At 38.0% G+C, this 18,298-nt stretch carries 11 protein-coding genes, 2 tRNA genes and 2 pseudogenes; 5 read left to right on the top strand and 10 right to left on the bottom strand.

The window, feature by feature from the left end; translation table 11 throughout:
• The first annotated feature begins 197 nt into the window (after window positions 1–197).
• Window positions 198–398 carry a CPXCG motif-containing cysteine-rich protein gene (locus ACGEDC_RS18855; RefSeq protein WP_394495084.1) on the top strand — a complete coding sequence of 67 codons (201 nt, stop codon included), beginning with the start codon at window positions 198–200 and terminating at the stop codon, window positions 396–398.
• Window positions 399–461: 63 nt separating this feature from the next.
• On the opposite strand, the gene ACGEDC_RS18850 is transcribed toward ACGEDC_RS18855, so the two are convergent.
• Window positions 462–1,076, bottom strand: a complete 615-nt coding sequence (locus tag ACGEDC_RS18850) for a riboflavin synthase subunit alpha (RefSeq protein WP_394495082.1) — start codon at window positions 1,074–1,076, stop codon at window positions 462–464.
• Between the two features lie 30 nt (window positions 1,077–1,106).
• On the opposite strand from ACGEDC_RS18850, the gene ACGEDC_RS18845 reads away from it, so the two are divergent.
• The 3 genes from ACGEDC_RS18845 (at window position 1,107) to ACGEDC_RS18835 (ending at window position 2,854) form a co-directional block, all read left to right on the top strand.
• The gene (locus ACGEDC_RS18845; protein ID WP_065108099.1) at window positions 1,107–2,477 is read left to right on the top strand and encodes an MATE family efflux transporter; all 1,371 of its coding nucleotides are present in this window, start codon (window positions 1,107–1,109) and stop codon (window positions 2,475–2,477) included.
• Window positions 2,478–2,686: 209 nt separating this feature from the next.
• Window positions 2,687–2,763 (top strand) — tRNA-Val (locus ACGEDC_RS18840).
• A 14-nt stretch (window positions 2,764–2,777) separates the two neighbouring features.
• Window positions 2,778–2,854 (top strand) — tRNA-Val (locus ACGEDC_RS18835).
• A gap of 100 nt (window positions 2,855–2,954) precedes the next feature.
• Here the strand turns inward: ACGEDC_RS18835 and ACGEDC_RS18830 are convergent.
• The 3 genes from ACGEDC_RS18830 to ACGEDC_RS18820 all read right to left on the bottom strand — a co-directional run bounded on the left by ACGEDC_RS18830 (window position 2,955) and on the right by ACGEDC_RS18820 (window position 7,545).
• On the bottom strand, window positions 2,955–5,726 hold the full coding sequence (locus tag ACGEDC_RS18830; RefSeq protein WP_394495079.1) for an endo-1,4-beta-xylanase: 2,772 nt from the start codon (window positions 5,724–5,726) through the stop codon (window positions 2,955–2,957).
• Between the two features lie 3 nt (window positions 5,727–5,729).
• Entirely contained in the window at window positions 5,730–5,888 is a 159-nt protein-coding gene (locus ACGEDC_RS18825; protein WP_394495077.1) for a hypothetical protein, read from the bottom strand.
• Between the two features lie 808 nt (window positions 5,889–6,696).
• Window positions 6,697–7,545 carry an endo-1,4-beta-xylanase gene (locus ACGEDC_RS18820; protein WP_394495075.1) on the bottom strand — a complete coding sequence of 283 codons (849 nt, stop codon included), beginning with the start codon at window positions 7,543–7,545 and terminating at the stop codon, window positions 6,697–6,699.
• Window positions 7,546–7,833: 288 nt separating this feature from the next.
• Between ACGEDC_RS18820 and ACGEDC_RS18815 the strand changes: the two genes are divergently transcribed.
• Window positions 7,834–8,886: an SMP-30/gluconolactonase/LRE family protein gene (locus ACGEDC_RS18815; protein WP_394495073.1), complete on the top strand. Its 1,053-nt coding sequence runs from the start codon at window positions 7,834–7,836 to the stop codon at window positions 8,884–8,886.
• A gap of 8 nt (window positions 8,887–8,894) precedes the next feature.
• On the opposite strand, the gene ACGEDC_RS18810 is transcribed toward ACGEDC_RS18815, so the two are convergent.
• From ACGEDC_RS18810 to ACGEDC_RS18785, 6 genes and pseudogenes are all read right to left on the bottom strand, one after another.
• Window positions 8,895–9,743, bottom strand: a complete 849-nt coding sequence (locus ACGEDC_RS18810) for a ThuA domain-containing protein (RefSeq protein WP_394495071.1) — start codon at window positions 9,741–9,743, stop codon at window positions 8,895–8,897.
• Window positions 9,744–9,877: 134 nt separating this feature from the next.
• Window positions 9,878–11,369: pseudogene (locus ACGEDC_RS18805) on the bottom strand (tryptophan halogenase family protein).
• A 58-nt stretch (window positions 11,370–11,427) separates the two neighbouring features.
• A complete protein-coding gene (locus ACGEDC_RS18800; RefSeq protein WP_394495069.1) occupies window positions 11,428–12,444 on the bottom strand; it encodes a cupin-like domain-containing protein in 1,017 nt (338 codons plus the stop codon).
• 62 nt (window positions 12,445–12,506) lie between these two features.
• Entirely contained in the window at window positions 12,507–13,232 is a 726-nt protein-coding gene (locus tag ACGEDC_RS18795) for a SapC family protein (RefSeq protein ID WP_065108105.1), read from the bottom strand.
• Window positions 13,233–13,305: 73 nt separating this feature from the next.
• A complete protein-coding gene (locus ACGEDC_RS18790) occupies window positions 13,306–14,991 on the bottom strand; it encodes a tryptophan halogenase family protein (protein WP_394495066.1) in 1,686 nt (561 codons plus the stop codon).
• 77 nt (window positions 14,992–15,068) lie between these two features.
• Window positions 15,069–18,079 (bottom strand): annotated as a pseudogene (locus tag ACGEDC_RS18785) (TonB-dependent receptor).
• Window positions 18,080–18,298 lie beyond the last annotated feature (219 nt).

Below are 18,298 nucleotides of genomic sequence, written 5' to 3'. Positions count from 1 at the left end.
ATAGAGCTTGTTATCGATAAATTAATTGATATGAACAGCATAATAGATGATCAATACAAAAAAATGCTGATAGATAATCCCATACTAAGATTTTATATCCTTACTTTGACACTCAACTATAATTTAATCCTAAAGCGTAATTTTGACCCAATTGAACAGGTTTCGGACAATGTTGAAGCTATATAAAGGAGTATATTATGAATTTAGTCAGCAGAGTGATCAGTTGCCCACATTGTGGACATAATCAGCATGTTCATATAGATACAAGTTGCGGAGATCAAGAATATTATGACGATTGCAGAGTATGCTGTAACCCAATGCACATGACCTTATTAGTGAATGATGCCAATCGCACCATTCAACTATTTATAGATACCGATGATGAGCAACTATATTAATTAACCTACGCTAGTGCTTGGTGTAACACTAAACGATGAAGGAATCTCATCGTTTTGGTTAGACTAGCCTAGCGCTTTTTTAGCTAATATACGTTCTACAGTGTCTACAATAACTTGAGTTTGGCTATCGATTTCTATATTGATTCGATCGCCAATAGTAATATCACTCAAATTAGTCAATTTTAATGTTTCAGGGATCAAGTGCAGCTTAAAGCTGTTATCACTTAATTCACCAACGGTTAAACTACAACCATTAACACCTATAAATCCTTTATAAAAAATATAGTCCATCCACTGTGCAGGTACAGCAAGTGTTATGTTGTAATGTTTATCCGTTTGACTAATTTCTGTCACTTCTGCCATTGTGTGTACGTGACCAGACAAAATATGTCCGCCAATCTCTTTACCGAACGTTAATGAACGCTCAATATTAACTTTGTTACCTGGCTCAACAAAATTCAGGTTTGTCAATTGTAAGGTCTCTTCCATTACATCGAAATAAACACTATTATTCTCAAGTTTAGTGACAGTCAAACAAACTCCATTATTGGCAACACTTGCACCTGTCTCAAGTCCTTGTTGTAGTTCTTCTGGAATATTAACTTCAAATGTTTTTAAACCACTTTGCTCTATAATTGAAACCACTTCACAAGTGGCTTGAACGATACCAGTAAACATATTTTCACTCGTTAGTTATAAGGTTTCTTAATGAATCACACAGGCTTTCAAGCCAAAAAGTTAATCCAATTAGCTTTGCCCGTTTTAATTGCCCAAGTTACACAAACCATGATGGGCTTTATTGACACTGTAATGGCAGGTCGAGTTAGTGCTGTTGATATGGCAGCGGTTGCTATTGGTACTAGTCTTTGGTTACCAGCACTGTTATTTGTGCAAGGACTTATTCTCGCATTTACGCCTGTATTTGCCCATCATCATGGTGCAAATAATCCTAAAGCGATTCAACCTCTCATGTCACAAGCTTTCTATATTGCCATAATTGGTAGTCTGGGTGTGTTGCTGTTCCTTTCATTTGCGCAAACTATTTTCGACATGATGGAATTAGAACCAGAACTTGCTGAGTTAAGTGCTGGATATTTACATGGATTTATGTGGGGTGTTCCAGCGTTTATTTTGTATCAGATACTTAGAGGTTGCTCTGAAGGTATTTCCTATACACTACCGACTATGATCATCGGCTTTGTTGGTTTAGCTGTGAATATTCCTGCTAATTATATTTTTATTTATGGACATTTTGGTGTTCCAGCGATGGGCGGCGCAGGTTGTGGTATTGCAACAGCACTCGTATTTTGGGCCATGATGATTGCTATGATGATTTACATGCAATTTCATCAAAAATTCGCCGAAATCGAACCTTTTAAACGCCTTAATAAACCTAATTGGAAAACCATTTGGGAAATGTTGAAGCACGGTATGCCGATCGCAATGGCATTATTTTTTGAAGTCAGTTTATTCGCCGTCATTGCATTATTGTTAGCTCCACTAGGTGCAACTGTTGTTGCTGGACATCAGATAGCGCTAAATTTTTCATCTATCGTATTTATGTTGCCATTATCTATTGGTATTGCAGTGTCTATCCGCGTGGGTTATTACTTAGGACAAGACAAACTCGACATATCTAACTTAGTTACCAAGATAGGGTTATTCATTGCTTTTTCATTAGCCGTCATTACGGCCGTGATCACAGTGTTATTTAAAACCCAAATTGCCCTACTGTATAATAACAACCCTGAAGTGGTCGCGTTAGCTGGTAGCTTAATGTTCCTAGCGGCACTGTATCAGCTATCAGACTCAATCCAAGTGGTTGCTGCAGGTGCATTACGTGGTTATAAAGATACTCAAAGTGCCTTTTATATTACCCTTGTGTCTTATTGGGCTATCGGAATGACGTTAGGTTACTTATTAGCAAGAACCGATATCATTGTACCAGCCATGGGTGCACACGGTTTTTGGATTGGTCTTATTGCAGGCCTAACTAGTGCTGCAATATTATTTGCCCTGCGTCTAAGATACATACAAAAATCTGGGAAATTGAAAGCAGTCATTGAAGAACGCAGTTAATAGCGACTATCGATTTGAATTAACCAAATAAAATCTTAGTTTTACAGCGGAAATAAAATAAATCTTAGCCTTTATGCTGTAATAAGATTCAATTTGAACAGCAATTCACCATTCAAACATTTTTTTGTTTTTTTACTTGCATCAAGCGACGTATACCGTAATATATCGCTCGTTCCAAAGATTACATGAATATGTAGTCTTTAAACGATACAACTGTAGCTCAGCTGGTTAGAGCACCACCTTGACATGGTGGGGGTCGGTGGTTCGAATCCACTCAGTTGTACCATTTAAAGATATTATACAACTGTAGCTCAGCTGGTTAGAGCACCACCTTGACATGGTGGGGGTCGGTGGTTCGAATCCACTCAGTTGTACCATCTTTAACTTTTAAACCAGCGAAAGCTGGTTTTTTTGTACCTCAAAAAAAACACCATCAATAATCAATGGTGTTTAGTTGGGGGGAGATAAAAATGTTAGTTATGGATTAACTGATACGTCATCTAATAAGTAATCCACTCCTATAGGTAATCCATCCAAATACATAAATAACTCCGCTAATGTACATTCTGGTACCACTAATTCACCTGTGACTTGTTGCCAATCAAGATTATTGATCAATCCAGCACCTACGCCGTTATACAGTTCACTTTCACCTTCACAACGTGATTTAACCGTAATAGAGATATTGTGTTCAATAGTGCTCATGCTGCTGATTTTAGACCAAGCCGTGATTTGATAAGTCTGACCAGAAGTTACCGTAGGTAATAAATCATATACGGCGCCCTGCCATTCTGCAGTCCTATTTTGAACCAATGCACTAAAATTTCCTGAATGAGCATCGATATCAGTTTGGCTAATATTTGCATCACCCCATGTTACCCAACCTTGTGTATCCTGTTCAAAATGAGGGTTTGTGATGAGATTATTTGGGTCTTCAAGCAATTCTGTACTGATAGTCACTTCATCTAGATAGATATTTGCATCAATAACAGGTCCATCAAAGTAAACAAATACCTCTTCCAATTGGCAATTTGGTAAGGTTAACGAACCATTTATAGCTGTCCAACCATCATTAGTTGCTTGAACACTGGCTAATTGTTGATATTGCTCTGTTTCACCAGCACAGAGTGTTTTAACTGTAATGTTAACAGGATTGGATTCAATACCTTCTATGCGTGTATATCCATTAATATTAATCAATTGACCCGCTTGAACACGTGATAATAAGTCAATTAACGGTCCTTGCCATGTGCCAGTTCTATTAGATAATAATGCACTTTGAGTCCCCTGATATGCCTGCGCTGAAGTAACTTGTAAATCTCCGCCCCAGGCACTCCAGCTATCAAGACCATTTTCAAAATCACTATATTGTATAACCGCGTTAATGGGTTGCGTGATGGCTTCATGTAATACCACGTCATCTAAGAATATATTTACCTCAGGAGATGGCCCTTCAAAATACAATACAGCTTCAATGAAGTTACAATTAGGAATAGTGACCAAGCCTCCAAGTAAACGCCACTCAGTATTGCTGGCTGTCGTCCCTCCTACACCAATATATTGATCCCCAGCAGGACAAGTTACTCGAATAGTCGCTTTTACGGTGGCTTGAGAAGCTGAAATTAAACTCTGTGCAAATAACTGATATGAATTACCCGCTGTTACTATGTTGGTTAAATCTAATGCAGGTCCCTGCCAGGTTTCTGTTCTGTCGACAGCAAGCAGGCTTTGCGACCCCGAATAGGCATTATCAGTTGTTATTGTTAAGACAGGATCACCAAATGGAAACCATTCATGATTAACTTGCTCAAAATCACTATTATCAATTAGATTAGGCCCAAATCCTTCTGTATTCGGCACTAAGCGTTTAGGTCTAAGGGTTAAGCCATCAACAAACAAGTCTATACCTGCTTGTGGGCCTTCAATATATAAAGATGCCGTTAATGAGTCGCAATCAGGTGTTGTAAAGCTTGCCGTAATTTGAGACCAACGAAAAAGTCGAGGAGAGACTGTATCTAAGGATTGGTATATCGCACCTTCACTATCACACTGTGTCATTAAACTTAACGATACTTGTTGATTTCGTGCAAGTACGCGAGTCCAAACACTGGTATCGTACTCTTGAGCGGGTTTTATTACTTCACTGATATCGTAAACTGCACCATGCCAATTTTCAGTACGGTTCTTTACTCTTAATCCACCACGGCCATTTTTTGCAAAAAAAGCGGTTCGCTTAAGTTCACCAGCCCAGGTCGACCAGCCATCAAGGCCGATTTCTAAATTACCGTTAGCGATTAAATTGGGTAGTTGCCCTGCTTCATCAGCTTCAATTCTTAATAAACCATCTGCAACACCAAAATATGCCGGTTTACGTTGATATTCATCATCATAGATAAGTGGTTCATCTTCACCAAACTCTCCATCAATCCAGGTGTATTTGTCAGTGAATCCCCAAAGCGTAAACGCATCACATTGACGTACATTCATACATGCATTCACAGCACGATGATAAACTTGTTGTTGTATCGCTAGATTGGTGACGTCGTCCCAAGGAAGTGAAGATATTCTAACGTCAATCTCACTAATGTTGACTGATAAGCCAAGATCCGCAAAACGTTGTAAATTTACAGTCATTTCTTCAGTACTAGGTGCAGAAGCGGCATCTAGGTGCATTTGAAACCCTATTCCATCAATAGGTACACCATCAGCAATTAATTCAGCCATCATGGTATAAACGGCATCTGATTTAGCGTTGATGGAATCAATACCATAATCGTTGTAAAATAATTTCGCTCTTGGATCAGCAGCCCTTGCTGAAATATAGGCATCAGCAATATAAGATTTTCCTAATTTTTTGTAAAAAACAGATTGTCTATAGTTAGCATCATCACCCATAACCTCATTAACAACATCCCAGGCATAAATTTCACCTGCATAATATTGCATTGTGGTGGTGATATGATTATCAATCATTTGTGCTAGCGTTGCGGCATTAACTTGATCATTGACAAAATTTGGTGCCTGTCTGTGCCAAACTAATGCGTGCCCTTTAACTTTTTGTTTGTTGTCTTGGGTAACCGCCAACATGGAATCAAAAGCACTAAAGTCCCATTCATTAGCGCTAACAGGTTGCAAAGGTCCCCACTTTGCTACGTTCTCCGGAGTAATATAGTTAAACTCAGATGCAAGTAGTGATAAATAATCTTCTTCACCTGAAGCCATGACACCATAACTTGGTGCAGTCCCCACTTTTTACGTGCTTTTTACTTGCATCTGCAAGAGTTTCGACATGGCTGAAAAAATTAAACCTTTTCCAATCCGATTTTTTTGCGGAGCAGCCTCCGCAATATTTATTGTTAACGTGGCTAACGCTAACGCGCATAACCCACCGTTTTTTACATGCTTGTTCATTAACTAATCCTTAAATAGATTCATTTTTTAGGCAAAGAAAGCCCAAATGATTATTTGATTGTTTTAGCTCCTATTCAGTGACTGCTTTTTAAACCGAATAACAAAAAAATAACATATGGTCTTTTTGACTACAAGCTGGATTTTTAATCTATCTATTTTAAAGAGCACAATACCGATACTGGTAATACACACAAATGATAAGCAATTTGGTTTACTAAATTATTGGCAAATAAAGGTATTACTTAATATTAAGTAAAATTAAATGATGGCAATTTGGGCTTGATAAAATTTATTTGTTTATTTTTTCTGATGTGATTTTTTAAGCAAATAAATTCACTTAACGCTGTTTCAATAAACAATCATTTTTGAAAGATACCCTTGATGCCAATTACAAAAGGCTTCAAGGATAAAATTTAGATCATTTGTTGGCGATTTTGGGTCAACTTATAAATCAGTTGTCATGTATCTATTCACAATAATTCAGATAGTTACTAAAAATATTGTTTGTTCAAATATTGCGTAACTTAGAACTAGCTACACAATACTAGATTTAGCCCGTTATTGAATTTTCGGTATGTTCAAGATTGAAGTTAGAGCAGGTTTATAGCTTAAATCGCGATTCCATAACAATGGATAGTTTGTTCTTTGTGGAATAGGATAATCATTTTTCCAAGACATTGTGTCATGTACTCCCAAAACGTGACTCGGTCAATTTTATCCTTCTTACGGTAAAACAATTCGAACAAAGCCTGATACCTTTTAGTAAGTTGCACTTGAACCGAATCAGGTAAACCATCACGATATGGGTCTAAATATGCTTTAAACTCTGACAGTTGAAATTGTGGGTGTAGAAAGCCTGTCCAATGACTTGCCCATGCTTGGTAAATGGTAGTACGTCTATATCTAATTCTGTAATCATTACCTTTAACCCGAGCGCTGCATATGCATCAATTGCCGCTTCAATTTGCCCAATTTCAGGATAATTAAGTCCCCAGTGGGCTTGAATACCGATACCATCAATTCTAATGCCTTCATCCTGTAGTAACTTGACCATTCGGATGATGCCATCACGTTTATTTGGCCGCCATGCATTAAAATCGTTGTAATATAGTTCTGTATCGGGTGCATATTCAGCAGCAAACTGATATGCATATTTCACGAGTTTATCCCCATCACCCACGGCCTTAACCCAATTCGTTTGGCGATAATATCCATCCTCACCAATCACTTCATTAACAACATCCCATGCATCGACTTTGCCAGCATATCTTGCTGCAACAAGTTTAATGTGCTGTTTCATTCTGTCTAATTGCTGCTCAGAAGAATTTGCTGAGTTGTCAGGTTGTAAGAAAAACCAATCAGGTGTTTGGTTATGCCAAACTAATGTATGCCCAATAATGAACATCTTATGTTGTAAACCGAACTCAACAAAATTGTCAGCTTCAGTGAAGTCATAATATGAACGTGTAGGATTAACAACTTCAGCTTTCATGGCATTTTCTAACGTAATGCTATTGAACTGAGTCGTTACAATATCGGTCAATTTAGGCGAATTACCGTTGAGGATTGATTCATTTATCGCAACTCCAACTTTAAAGTGGCCATTATAGTGATTTTTTAAAGTCTCTAAAGTTAGGGGTTGTTCATTATTCGCCACCGTATACCCTGAAAAGAAACACTGACTTGTAAAAATACAGATAATTATTGCCTTAAGATAAACACCATATAGTGAACTGGTATTATTCTTGTTTCTTTTTCCCTTGGAACACCTTTGACTATTCAATTTACCCCTCCTTTTGTAATTAGCTTTCCTCATGAGTGATTTAATTATCCTCACTTTTTTAAGCATATATAACGACACACCTAAATGTCAATTTGACTATTAGGTACAAGGTGATTATGATGTTAACTAATCGTTAATAGGGAATATTGGGTAAAGGATCAAATGGGCAGCAAACATCTTTGTTTCATAAATATGGTTTTGGTTTTTAACATGATCTTTTATTTTACTTCTCCAGTTTTCGCTAAGCCTGTTCAACCTTATAAGGCCACTCAACAAGAATTTATTCAAAGCTCAAGTGATACAAGGTCAATCAACTCTCATTCAAACAACATGGTAAATGTTGCGATAGATACAAAAGCACAATGTCATTCAGATATTCCACCTTTACCTGTTAATCCCACACCAAAATTAATTACTAAAGAACTTGGGTTTCTCGAAGGACCAACCTGGTCATCAGTGAAACAACAGTTTTATTTTTCAGAAATGGATTTTGACGGGCCTCAGACATCAGGACCTATTTCAACAATTTATACATGGAGTCATCATAACGGTGTCAATAAACTAATCAATGATGTTGGTACGAATGGGTTATACGCTAAAAGTAATGAGTTATACCTGCTTGATCATGCTAACCGTGGTATCAGCAAGATGAATTTGTCGTCATTAGATCAACACGTCATTACTAACCAGTTTCAAGGCCAACATTTTAATTCTCCTAATGATGCCGTCATGGATAAAGATGAAATACTGTATTTCACAGATCCTGATTGGCAGCTAGGGGCACGAGAGCAGCAAACTCCTTATACTGGTGTTTATACGTTAAACAAGCAGGGTCATGTCCAGCTTATTAATAAGTCACTTAATAAACCTAATGGAATCGCTTTATCTAGGGATGAAAAGCATATTTATATCGGGGATTACTCGCATCATATTTATGTTTATCGCTTAACAACGGATAAAACATTAGCAGAAATTACGCAGAAAATTAGCATAGATACACCTGATGGAATGGCTATTGATTGTGCTGGCAATTTATATGCTACAAGTCATAACGAAGGTTTTATAAAAATTTATAATAAAAAAGGAAGTTTGATTCAGTCAGTGTTCATTGCACCCAAATTGACTAATGTCGCTTTTGGTGGAAAAGATATGAAAACACTGCTCATTACAACAGGTAATGGGCTATTCAAACTGACAACAAAAGTTCCTGGTTAAATAATATTTTACTGACGATAACCAAGACCTGTTGCCGCCCAATAAATGCCTCCGTATAAATGGGCTAAAAACAACGGGTCTTGATACACTGCACCCAGATGACCTAAGCCTGTATAAAATGAGCGACCACCATCATAATATTGAAACCACGCAATGGGGTGAAAATCTCCCATCCCATCCCCCTGTTTGTCTCCCCAATCAGATTGCGTTTGATAAGTCTGCTCGTCCACAGTTAATAAGTATTGCAAAGATGGTGTATTGGCCTCACTAAAATCGTACCACTCGTCTGTAAACCAAAAAGAAGCAGGCAATTGTTCAGATCCGATAAAATCAATGGCAGTTTTATTGACGAGCGCAGTTTGGACTGTTGGATGAATAACAAATGTATGGCCAATTAATTTATGGTACCACTCCCAACTATATTCTGTATCAGCAGCGCTGTGGATACCTACAAAACCTTTACCGCTTTGAACATATGTTTCGAGTGCTTGCTTTTGCTTTTCATTTAAAATGTCGCCACTTGTTGCCAAGAAAATAACCACATCCACATCTGCAAGGTACTGGGTATTAATATAATGTGCTTCCTGATGCCAGATAACATTGAAGAAATGTCTCTCGGCTAATTCTTCTATTGCCTTCACTCCATTTAATATAGATTTATGATGCCAACCAGAGGTTTTACTAAAAACCAATACGTTAAATTGCTTTTTAGGCAACGTATCAAACCCCGTTGCATTAACTTGTTTAATCGTACAACACCAAGCTGAAATAAATAATAGAAGCAAAAAAACAAGTAATTTTGATTGATAAAAACTAGATACAAAAACACGAGTTAACTGATAATTTTTACTGATCATAATCTGTTATTCCTAATAGAATTATTTGAAAAGTTAGCAGTTAACTATCAGCTACTAGCAAGCTTATAAAAATTTAGCCCTACTGTAATATCAGAGCCACGTTAAATAACAAATGGCAGAAGTTTAAAATTAACTTACCTCATTTCAGCAGAGCGGCAATAATTTTGAATAAAATCTACATGGTTAGGTAAGCTGTTTACCCTTCTCTGAATTGTTGATTTTATGGTATTTAGAAAACCCGCTAACTCCTCGTCAGACATGTTATCGACTGATTGGATGATATTCTTTGGGCATGAGTCCTTGTCCAATCATCACTTGTAACCATGACGCTTCGCCAAACAATTCTTGATCTGTTTTATATACTTGTGCACTTTGTACAAACAAATCAATTCTATCTTGTAAGCTTTTTGGTATTTCCATCGATTTACAATAGCGCCAAAACTCACTGTCATCTCGCTGAGTTACATGATAGTGCAGCACAATAAAGTCGCGAACATTTTCGATTTCAAGTCGCATTTTTCGATTAAAATCATCAACTACAGCTGGTTCCATTTCTGTAGAAGGTAAGCTTTGCATCAATCTAACGACACTTTGTTGAATTAAATGGATACTCGTGGATTCTAGTGGCTCAATAAAACCACTAGCAAGACCAATTGCTACACAGTTTTTGTTCCAGTGTTTACGGCGAGTACCAGTTTTAAACTTCAGGACTCTAGGTTCATTGAGCTTATCACCTTCAATGTTTTCAAGCAGCAGCTCTTTTGCTTGCTGGTCTGTCATGTATTTACTACAAAACACTAAGCCATTACCCATTCTATTTTGAAGTGGTATTTGCCATTGCCAACCCGATGGATGCGCTTATTGAGCGTGTGTACGGCACTAACGGTTTAGTTTGCCTTGTTTGCACTGCAATAGCGCTATCACAAGGTAACCAGTGACGCCAATCTTCGTAACCAGTATGAAGTGCTTCTTCAATGAGTAATCCTTTAAATCCTGTGCAATCAATAAATAAATCGCCGTTGATCTGTTGACCATCAGCTAAGGTCAGCGATTTTATAAAACCGTTTGAATGATTAAGGTTAACTTTTGAAATTGTACCTTCAACCCGTTTGGCACCATGTTGTTCAGAAATGGCACGTAAAAACTTTGCATATAAACCGGCATCGGTATGAAAAGCATGGTTGCGGTCTTGATTAGGTAAAGCGGCGAATTTACCTAATCGACTGGCTAAATGTTCAGGGCAATAGTCACCAATTTCACTCGCTATCCCCTGTTGATAACCTTTGAGCCAAAAATGCTGGAAACCAGCAGCCCAGCAACTTTGGCCAATATAGCCAAACGAATGCATATAATCTTCATTCACTTTTTCCAGTTCTCAAAAGAAATCCCAAGCTTGAAAGTCGCATTCGTTGCCGCCATAAAATCTGACTCTTTAATTTTTAACAGGTCATGAAATAAATGAAGCGTAGGGATTGTCGCTTCACCAACACCAACGGTAGGAATGTTATCAGATTCAATTAAAGTGACTGAAATATGCTTTCCTAATAATTTTGAGAAAGCCGCAGCAGCCATCCAACCAGCCGTTCCGCCACCAGCTATAACTACATTTTTAATTTTATTTGACATTGTAATCCCCACTTGTACCTAGATTATTAGGTTATTGTTTTTATTCTATATTAAAACTTTAACGCCTTAACTGATTTTGAATTTGCGCACGTAATTTTCTTGCCGTTATTTCATTTAATGGAGAGCGTAAAACACCTTGTGCAGATGGTTGGATATGTTCAAAATTACTGTATTCATCGTTAAAAACATAATGATCGAACAATTTTTTCCAAGCAACTTTTTGCACTTCAGGTAAGTCACGGAGACTTAAAATACCGTGCATTAAAGCGTTACTCGGTTGACCTAAATGCCCCAAGCCTGATGTAAACCAGTAGTTAATTAACACATTAAATGGTGCTAAGGCTTCAACTTGATGCCACCACATGCTAGGAATAATCAACGCATCACCCACTTCTAATTCGACAACTTGAGAAGCGTTAAATGCATGTTTAAGCTTTGGATATCGCTCAAAATCAGGATTTGTTAAATCAGCTAAGCTTATTGGTTGACCTCCAGGAGCAAGATCTATTGGACCAATATAAAGGTTATCTATTTGCTCAGGCGGAAATAAAGTAAAACGACGCCTTCCAACGACTGAACATGCTAGGTTTTGTGCGACATCATAATGCGCTGATATATTTGTTTGATTACCCATCCAGATATTCGTTAATGCATCATCTGGCATGGTATCGATTGTAATTTCTTCCAATAATTCAGGGAAATTGCGCTTAATGCTCGTTGAACCTACATAAATGGTATCGGGATGCGGCTTTGAGATTTGGTCAATGAGTTGCGCTAACACATCATTTAAAGGTAACTGCACAGGATCAAAATTAAATCCTGACAAATCTTTATTATAAAAAACTCGCCCTTGATGGTCGTTGTGTAGATAACAAGCATTAACACTATCACCATCAAATTTTTTACGTAAATAATCCATGGCTTTAAGTAATGACTTTTTACCATGGTGAACAAGTGTCCAGTCACTGGCAAAATTTTTTAATATGACTGGTTGCTCTGAATATAGCAGTGTTCTGTCGATATTCTGGGGCGTGACACCAGTATATTCACTAATTACTAATTTTTTATTGGCCATATTATTCTCTTCAATCAACTCTGTGAGGGGGTAAGTCAACCTTTGCTGTTAACACTCTGAAGTTAATTGTTTAGCTGTTTATTTTTTCGTTCAATCAGCTTATTAATGTGAGCTTGAGAAGCGATAATCATGTAAATGACTTCTAAATAACCTGCATGGTGAAGTCCTAGGAGTTCTGCATCTTCTAATTTGGCTAGTCGTTCTTCATTAATGATATAAAATCCAATTAATTGATGATGAGAGCTATCATTTAATTTAATGTCCATTGACACCGATTCTAATAAATCACAATGGATTAACGCTGCTATAAATTGCTGATTTTCTTGTAAACCTAGGTGTAGGGTTTCAAGCACACTGCCAATATGTTCTAGATAATCACTGTTACCACCTAGCGGAAGAAACAAAGCTGTTCCTTGGTTGCTACTCACTCTCGGAGAGTCTGTATCTAAAGTAATGACACGTTGCATATCAGTAACACCGTCTTGCGCTGTTTTTTGATAGCCAATATAAAAAGGCATCCTTTGAACTGATAGTGGGATATAACTCGCATCCCAGCCGTTTTCAGTTAAAAATAGATTTTCTTGGTTTTTAAAACCGAATAAGGTGACAGGGCTAAACTCGCCAGTATCAGAATGCTTCTGAAATAAGATGGGATAATGGGCTTGCGCAGTTTTGATCTCTGCTAAAAAAGTTGCAGCAAACCATAAATCATCGCCAAGTTCTGCTGAACGCTGAGTATTGATACGTAATTCTTTGTGCTCTACATTATTAAGTAATACATGATTCATCTTATTCTCCCGACAAGATTGCCCTTACCCACAATCTCATATTATTTTGTTTATCTTCGTTAGTTTGTTTTAGTTAGATAGCAGAAAAGCCTTGTTGCCTAACAAGATCTAACAGTTCCCGATTAGATTTCATTCGTTGAGATAATGTTTGTCGCTTACTCATCACATCTTCTAAAAAGGCGATATAACGAGGAGTGATTCCTGAGTTTGGACTCAATAAATTAACTTTTGGATCAGGTGTATTCGCTGTTGTCGTCTCCTTCATCCCCATATAAACATATTGGTAACTCGCACTAGGAAAGAGAGGATTCACGTGAGTAATATCCGCTGCGCTTGGTAATTGGTGTTGCCACAGATTGAGTAATGTTTTTAGTGAATCAGGTACTGAGCTTAATGTTTGATGATCGCACCAATATTGGCTATCTCGTCGCTTGGATAAGACATAGTGCAATTTTAAAAATTCGATAATTTGCTGCCAATGTAACTTCATGCGCTCATTAAAACGCTCAGTAACGATAGGAAGAATTGCCAGATCTGTTGGAAATTGTTGTGCAATTTCAATTGCAGACTGTTCAACAAGCGCAATGGCAGACGCTTCAAGTGGTTCTATAAATCCCGCAGACATCCCTACTGCGACACAGTTTTTATGCCAGAATTGGCGACGAAAACCTGGTGAAAAAGCAAGATGTTTAAATGACAAATTTTCTAGTTGCTGCGCAGATAAATTAGGCGTACTTGTCGCAATATAGCGCTTAATTTCAGTTAAGGCCTCATCCTTTGTTTGATGAGAAGAGGAATATACATGACCTACACCTCTTCTTGTTTGTAGCCCAATATCCCAAATCCACCCTGCACTTACAGCTGTTGATAACGTACTTGAGTTTATGCTGGCTGTAGTGTCGTTGGGGATTTGAACCGCTATTGCACTGTCATTAAATAATATTGATTTTTGACACACTAATGGGATCTTGTAATGCTGGCCTAATAACAATGAATGCTGACCGCTGCAGTCAATGAACAAATCACCTTGAATCTTTCTATCCCTGTTACTTGAATCTTTAATCGTCACTGATTCAATATGCCCATGGCGGCAAGTAACGCTATTATTTTCAGAATACTCGGTATCTGAAATTTGAACATCTACGCCTTGGTTTACGTTATTTATACCAATCACATTAGCAGCGATATGACTCACCTTAAGTCTTTTCACGCAATGTTGTTTTAATAAGTTTGCAAATTTTGCTGCATCTAAATGGTATCCATAATTACAAACGAATTGGTACTCTGGTGTTGATATTTGCTTAGGTGCGAGATTTTGCTGACATAACTGGGTTTGATATCCCATAGCATCGGCAAACTTGATATCAAACGGTAAATTATTTTTTACCGTTTGATATTGCTTGAAAGCATCGGTAAATGGGAAGCTAATCAGTGAAAATGGATGGTAATAACTATGAGTGACAGAATTATCACTACAACTAGTATCACTCACATTCCAATTAATAAACTTTGAGGCTTGTTTGAAACTTGCATCGCACTCTGTTAAAAACTCAGCCTCACTAATACCTATATCTTGTAAAGTTTGACGCATTGAAGGCCACGTCCCTTCACCGACACCGATTGTTGCGATATCGGGCGATTCGATTAAGGTAATAGTGACAGCATCATGAGTTATTTTAGAAGCCAAAATTGCAGCGGTTAACCACCCCGCAGTTCCGCCCCCAACAATAACGATATTTTTAATGGCTGTTGAAGTCATGTTGTGATCCACCAGATAAACATTCAAATTAATCGTACTGGCTCATCTACCGAAATAGATGAGCCAGTGACGCATTGTTAGAATGTATATCTAACTCCTAAGCCATAACGTGCTCCTGTTTGAGTTATTTTATACACTAACTGATCAACACGACCATATTCTTTCACGTACTCTTCAGTCACGTTAATACCTTCTAAGAATACTGTTAGGCCTTCTACAGCAGGGATGTCATAACTTACGTTGAAATCTATCTGATAATACTCGTCAGTATAAATAGGCGCAGTTAAATCACCATTTACACGACGCTCATTTAAAAATGCATCACGCCAGTTATAAGCAACGCGCGCTTGTAAACCATAATTATCGTAGAATAAAACTAAGTTGGCCGTATCACTTAACCCAACTAATGCTTCAGTGTCTTCTAGCGAATTATTATCATATTCAAGATCTGAGTTAACCATGGTGTAGTTAACGATACCGCCAAAGCCAGTTTCACCAAATAAATGCTGAACATTAAATTCGAAGCCATCAATGGTGTGTTCTTCATCGCCATTAACAGGAACATTCAAGTTAAATGTGACTTCGTCGTCGGTAGCAGGATCTCCAATAATTGTTCCGCCATCTAAGTTACCGTCTGCATCATAGTTTGGTTGAACATTCGGATCATTTTCATAATTTTCGAAAATATACTCACGAATTTCTTCGTTCGTTGCACCAGCACCCAATGCAGCCACCGCTGAATCAAACTTTTGTCCACTTAATGGATTTGATAAATTGAAAATATTAGAGGTGCTTGTTCCGGTACGGATCCAATTCGAGACATCTTTTCTAAAGTAACCAACAGAGGCATAGCTGCCTTCATCGTAATACCACTCACCGGTGAAGTCGTAGTTAATTGATTCTAAAGGTTCAAGTCCTGGATTTCCTGAACTACCAGAGTAACCACTTAAACTGCCACCAGTATTAATTGAAGTTCCACCTAGCAAATCATTGTAACTTGCACGTGAAATGGTTTTACTTGCAGCAGCACGCACCATAACATCATCAGTGACTGATAAATTGAAGTTTAAATTAGGCAAGAATTGGTCGTAATCAGCTGATTGACTCAAAGATTCAATACCTGTGATACCTGTTACCGAAGTTGAGGTTGCTTCGGTCCATTCAACACGGCTATAACCTGGAGCAGACGCTTGTGAGAACACATCTGTTTGTTCATAGCGTAATCCTACGTGAACACTAAAAGGCATATCCGAGATTTCGCCAAAGTAGTTGGCTTGCAAATAAGCAGCTGTGGTTTTCTCTTCTGTAAAGCGGTTTGTTCCCGCATCCCATTGCGTTGAAGCACAGAATTGACCTTCACCATTAGGGCCTGATGCCGCGCCTGGGGCAGCCTGACAATCACCGTATAAACCATCAACATTCGCTTCAGGATCAGCAAGTTCTGCAGCATTAACAATCTGGTCGAAATCGGCATAAAAGATTTTGTTGAATAGATCATAATCTTCTTGCGTAGGCGTTCCTTCGAAATTGCCTGGTGTACCAGAAAATTTATCTAAGATAGTGTCTTCAGTCCAATCAATACCAGCGAAGTCACCCACCTCACCAACACCACCCCAATCTGGGCGCTGAACTTGAGTATGACGATAATGGTTATTCACTTTATTGTAAGCGACACCAAAATCGATATTTAAATCTTCATTTAAATGATATTTACCACTTAATTGAGTTTGCTCAATATCAGAAGAATATTTGTCATTAGCAAACCAACTACCCGATAAACGCATCGTGCTAGGATTAAAGTTTTCGATATTACCAGTCGCAATCCCCGGAAGACTGCCGGTTAAGTCGAGACCTGTACGGCTACGGGTATAAGAAGGAAGTTGTACGTTATTACGTGTTCCGTGCCTAGGATCACTCGCTTCCATCGCCGCTGAGGAGTTATGATAGTCTAACGTTAAAGACAAATCGTCAGTCACATCCCAATCTAAGTTAATACCAATAGAATCTGTTGTTTCTTCACGGCCCCAAGCTCCGACAGTTAATGACGTATCTTGTAAATCTGCAGGACTATTGATGTTATAAATTTCAGAGTAAATCTCAGGCCATGCGTTAGGTTCACCGCTCCAAACAGATTCACTTCTATCACCAGCATAGTTGAACCATACAGATGCATCAGTATGCTGTTCTTCGATGTTATTTCTAAACGTAGTGTAATCGATTGTTGCAGTGAAGTTTCAACTGGGCGATATTGCAGAGTTACTTGACCATTTATGCGTTCGCGTTGACGTTCTTCAAAGATATAACGAGGTTGTTGTGCATTTGAGTAAATACCAGAAGTTGGACGATTTGTACCACCTTCAGCACCTGCAGGAACACCACCCCAGCCAGTATTAGTATAGTCACTTGCACGATAGCCTTGATCTTGAAGGAATTGCTGCATGCCACTTTCACGTTCCTGATAACTGCCTGAAATGGCAATACCAAATTTATCATCAGCAAAAGTTTGTGAATAAAGACCACTTAGCTCTGGTGTTGTACTGGCTTTATCTGATGACTTATCTTCAATTGCTTTACCACTGATAGTGGCTTTTAATCCTGGATTATCAAGTGGTTTAAACGTTGTAAGATTAATCGTTGCACCAATACCACCTGATGTAACACTGGCATTAGAGGTTTTATAAACTTGCACCCCATTAACACTTTCAGCTGCAACATTGGCAAAATCAAACGTTCTGTCGCCTGTTGTATTTGGTAATTGACGGCCATTTAAAGTTATTAAGTTATTCGCTGCGCCAAAACCACGTACTGTGACACGACTGCCTTCCCCACTAGCTCGGTCAATAGATACACCAGTAATACGCTGTAATGATTCTGCTAAGTTGGTATCTGGAAATTTACCGATATCTTCTGCAGAAATTGCATCAACAACACCTTCTGATTCACGTTTAATATCCATGGCTCTTTCTAAGCCACCACGAATACCGGTAACGGTAATGACTTCAACTTCTTCATCAGCGTAGCTGTTATTAGCAGCCATTGAACTTAATGCTGCTAGAATCGAAGTTGTTATAATCGTTTTGTTAAACATCTAACTCTCCCCTTTTCTTCATTATTGCCAAATCGGCAATGACTCCTTTTGGTTTACACAAGCCAATAAAAAACTTGAAAACCTAATTATCATTATCAATAAAGAGTGCTAACAAAGACTGCTATCGGTTTAGATGTTATTAAATAGTTAAAAGCATTAACTATCAAGTCCTTACCGATACTCTGTACATTTATTGCTTCATAAGCTGTAAAAAATTGA

This window comes from Shewanella sp. ENK2 (assembly GCF_043568515.1).
In the GTDB taxonomy this organism is placed as follows: Bacteria; Pseudomonadota; Gammaproteobacteria; order Enterobacterales; family Shewanellaceae; genus Shewanella; species Shewanella japonica.
The sequence above is the reverse complement of the archived record's forward strand: the minus strand, read 5'-3'. Positions and strand labels throughout refer to the sequence as shown.

Coding starts and splice junctions, on each gene's coding strand:
- ACGEDC_RS18855 (WP_394495084.1), top strand. CDS start 198: ATGAATTTAGTCAGCAGAGTGATCAGTTGCCCACATTGTGGACATAAT.
- ACGEDC_RS18850 (WP_394495082.1), bottom strand. CDS start 1,076: ATGTTTACTGGTATCGTTCAAGCCACTTGTGAAGTGGTTTCAATTATA.
- ACGEDC_RS18845 (WP_065108099.1), top strand. CDS start 1,107: ATGAATCACACAGGCTTTCAAGCCAAAAAGTTAATCCAATTAGCTTTG.
- ACGEDC_RS18825 (WP_394495077.1), bottom strand. CDS start 5,888: ATGAACAAGCATGTAAAAAACGGTGGGTTATGCGCGTTAGCGTTAGCC.
- ACGEDC_RS18815 (WP_394495073.1), top strand. CDS start 7,834: ATGGGCAGCAAACATCTTTGTTTCATAAATATGGTTTTGGTTTTTAAC.
- ACGEDC_RS18810 (WP_394495071.1), bottom strand. CDS start 9,743: ATGATCAGTAAAAATTATCAGTTAACTCGTGTTTTTGTATCTAGTTTT.
- ACGEDC_RS18800 (WP_394495069.1), bottom strand. CDS start 12,444: ATGGCCAATAAAAAATTAGTAATTAGTGAATATACTGGTGTCACGCCC.
- ACGEDC_RS18795 (WP_065108105.1), bottom strand. CDS start 13,232: ATGAATCATGTATTACTTAATAATGTAGAGCACAAAGAATTACGTATC.
- ACGEDC_RS18790 (WP_394495066.1), bottom strand. CDS start 14,991: ATGACTTCAACAGCCATTAAAAATATCGTTATTGTTGGGGGCGGAACT.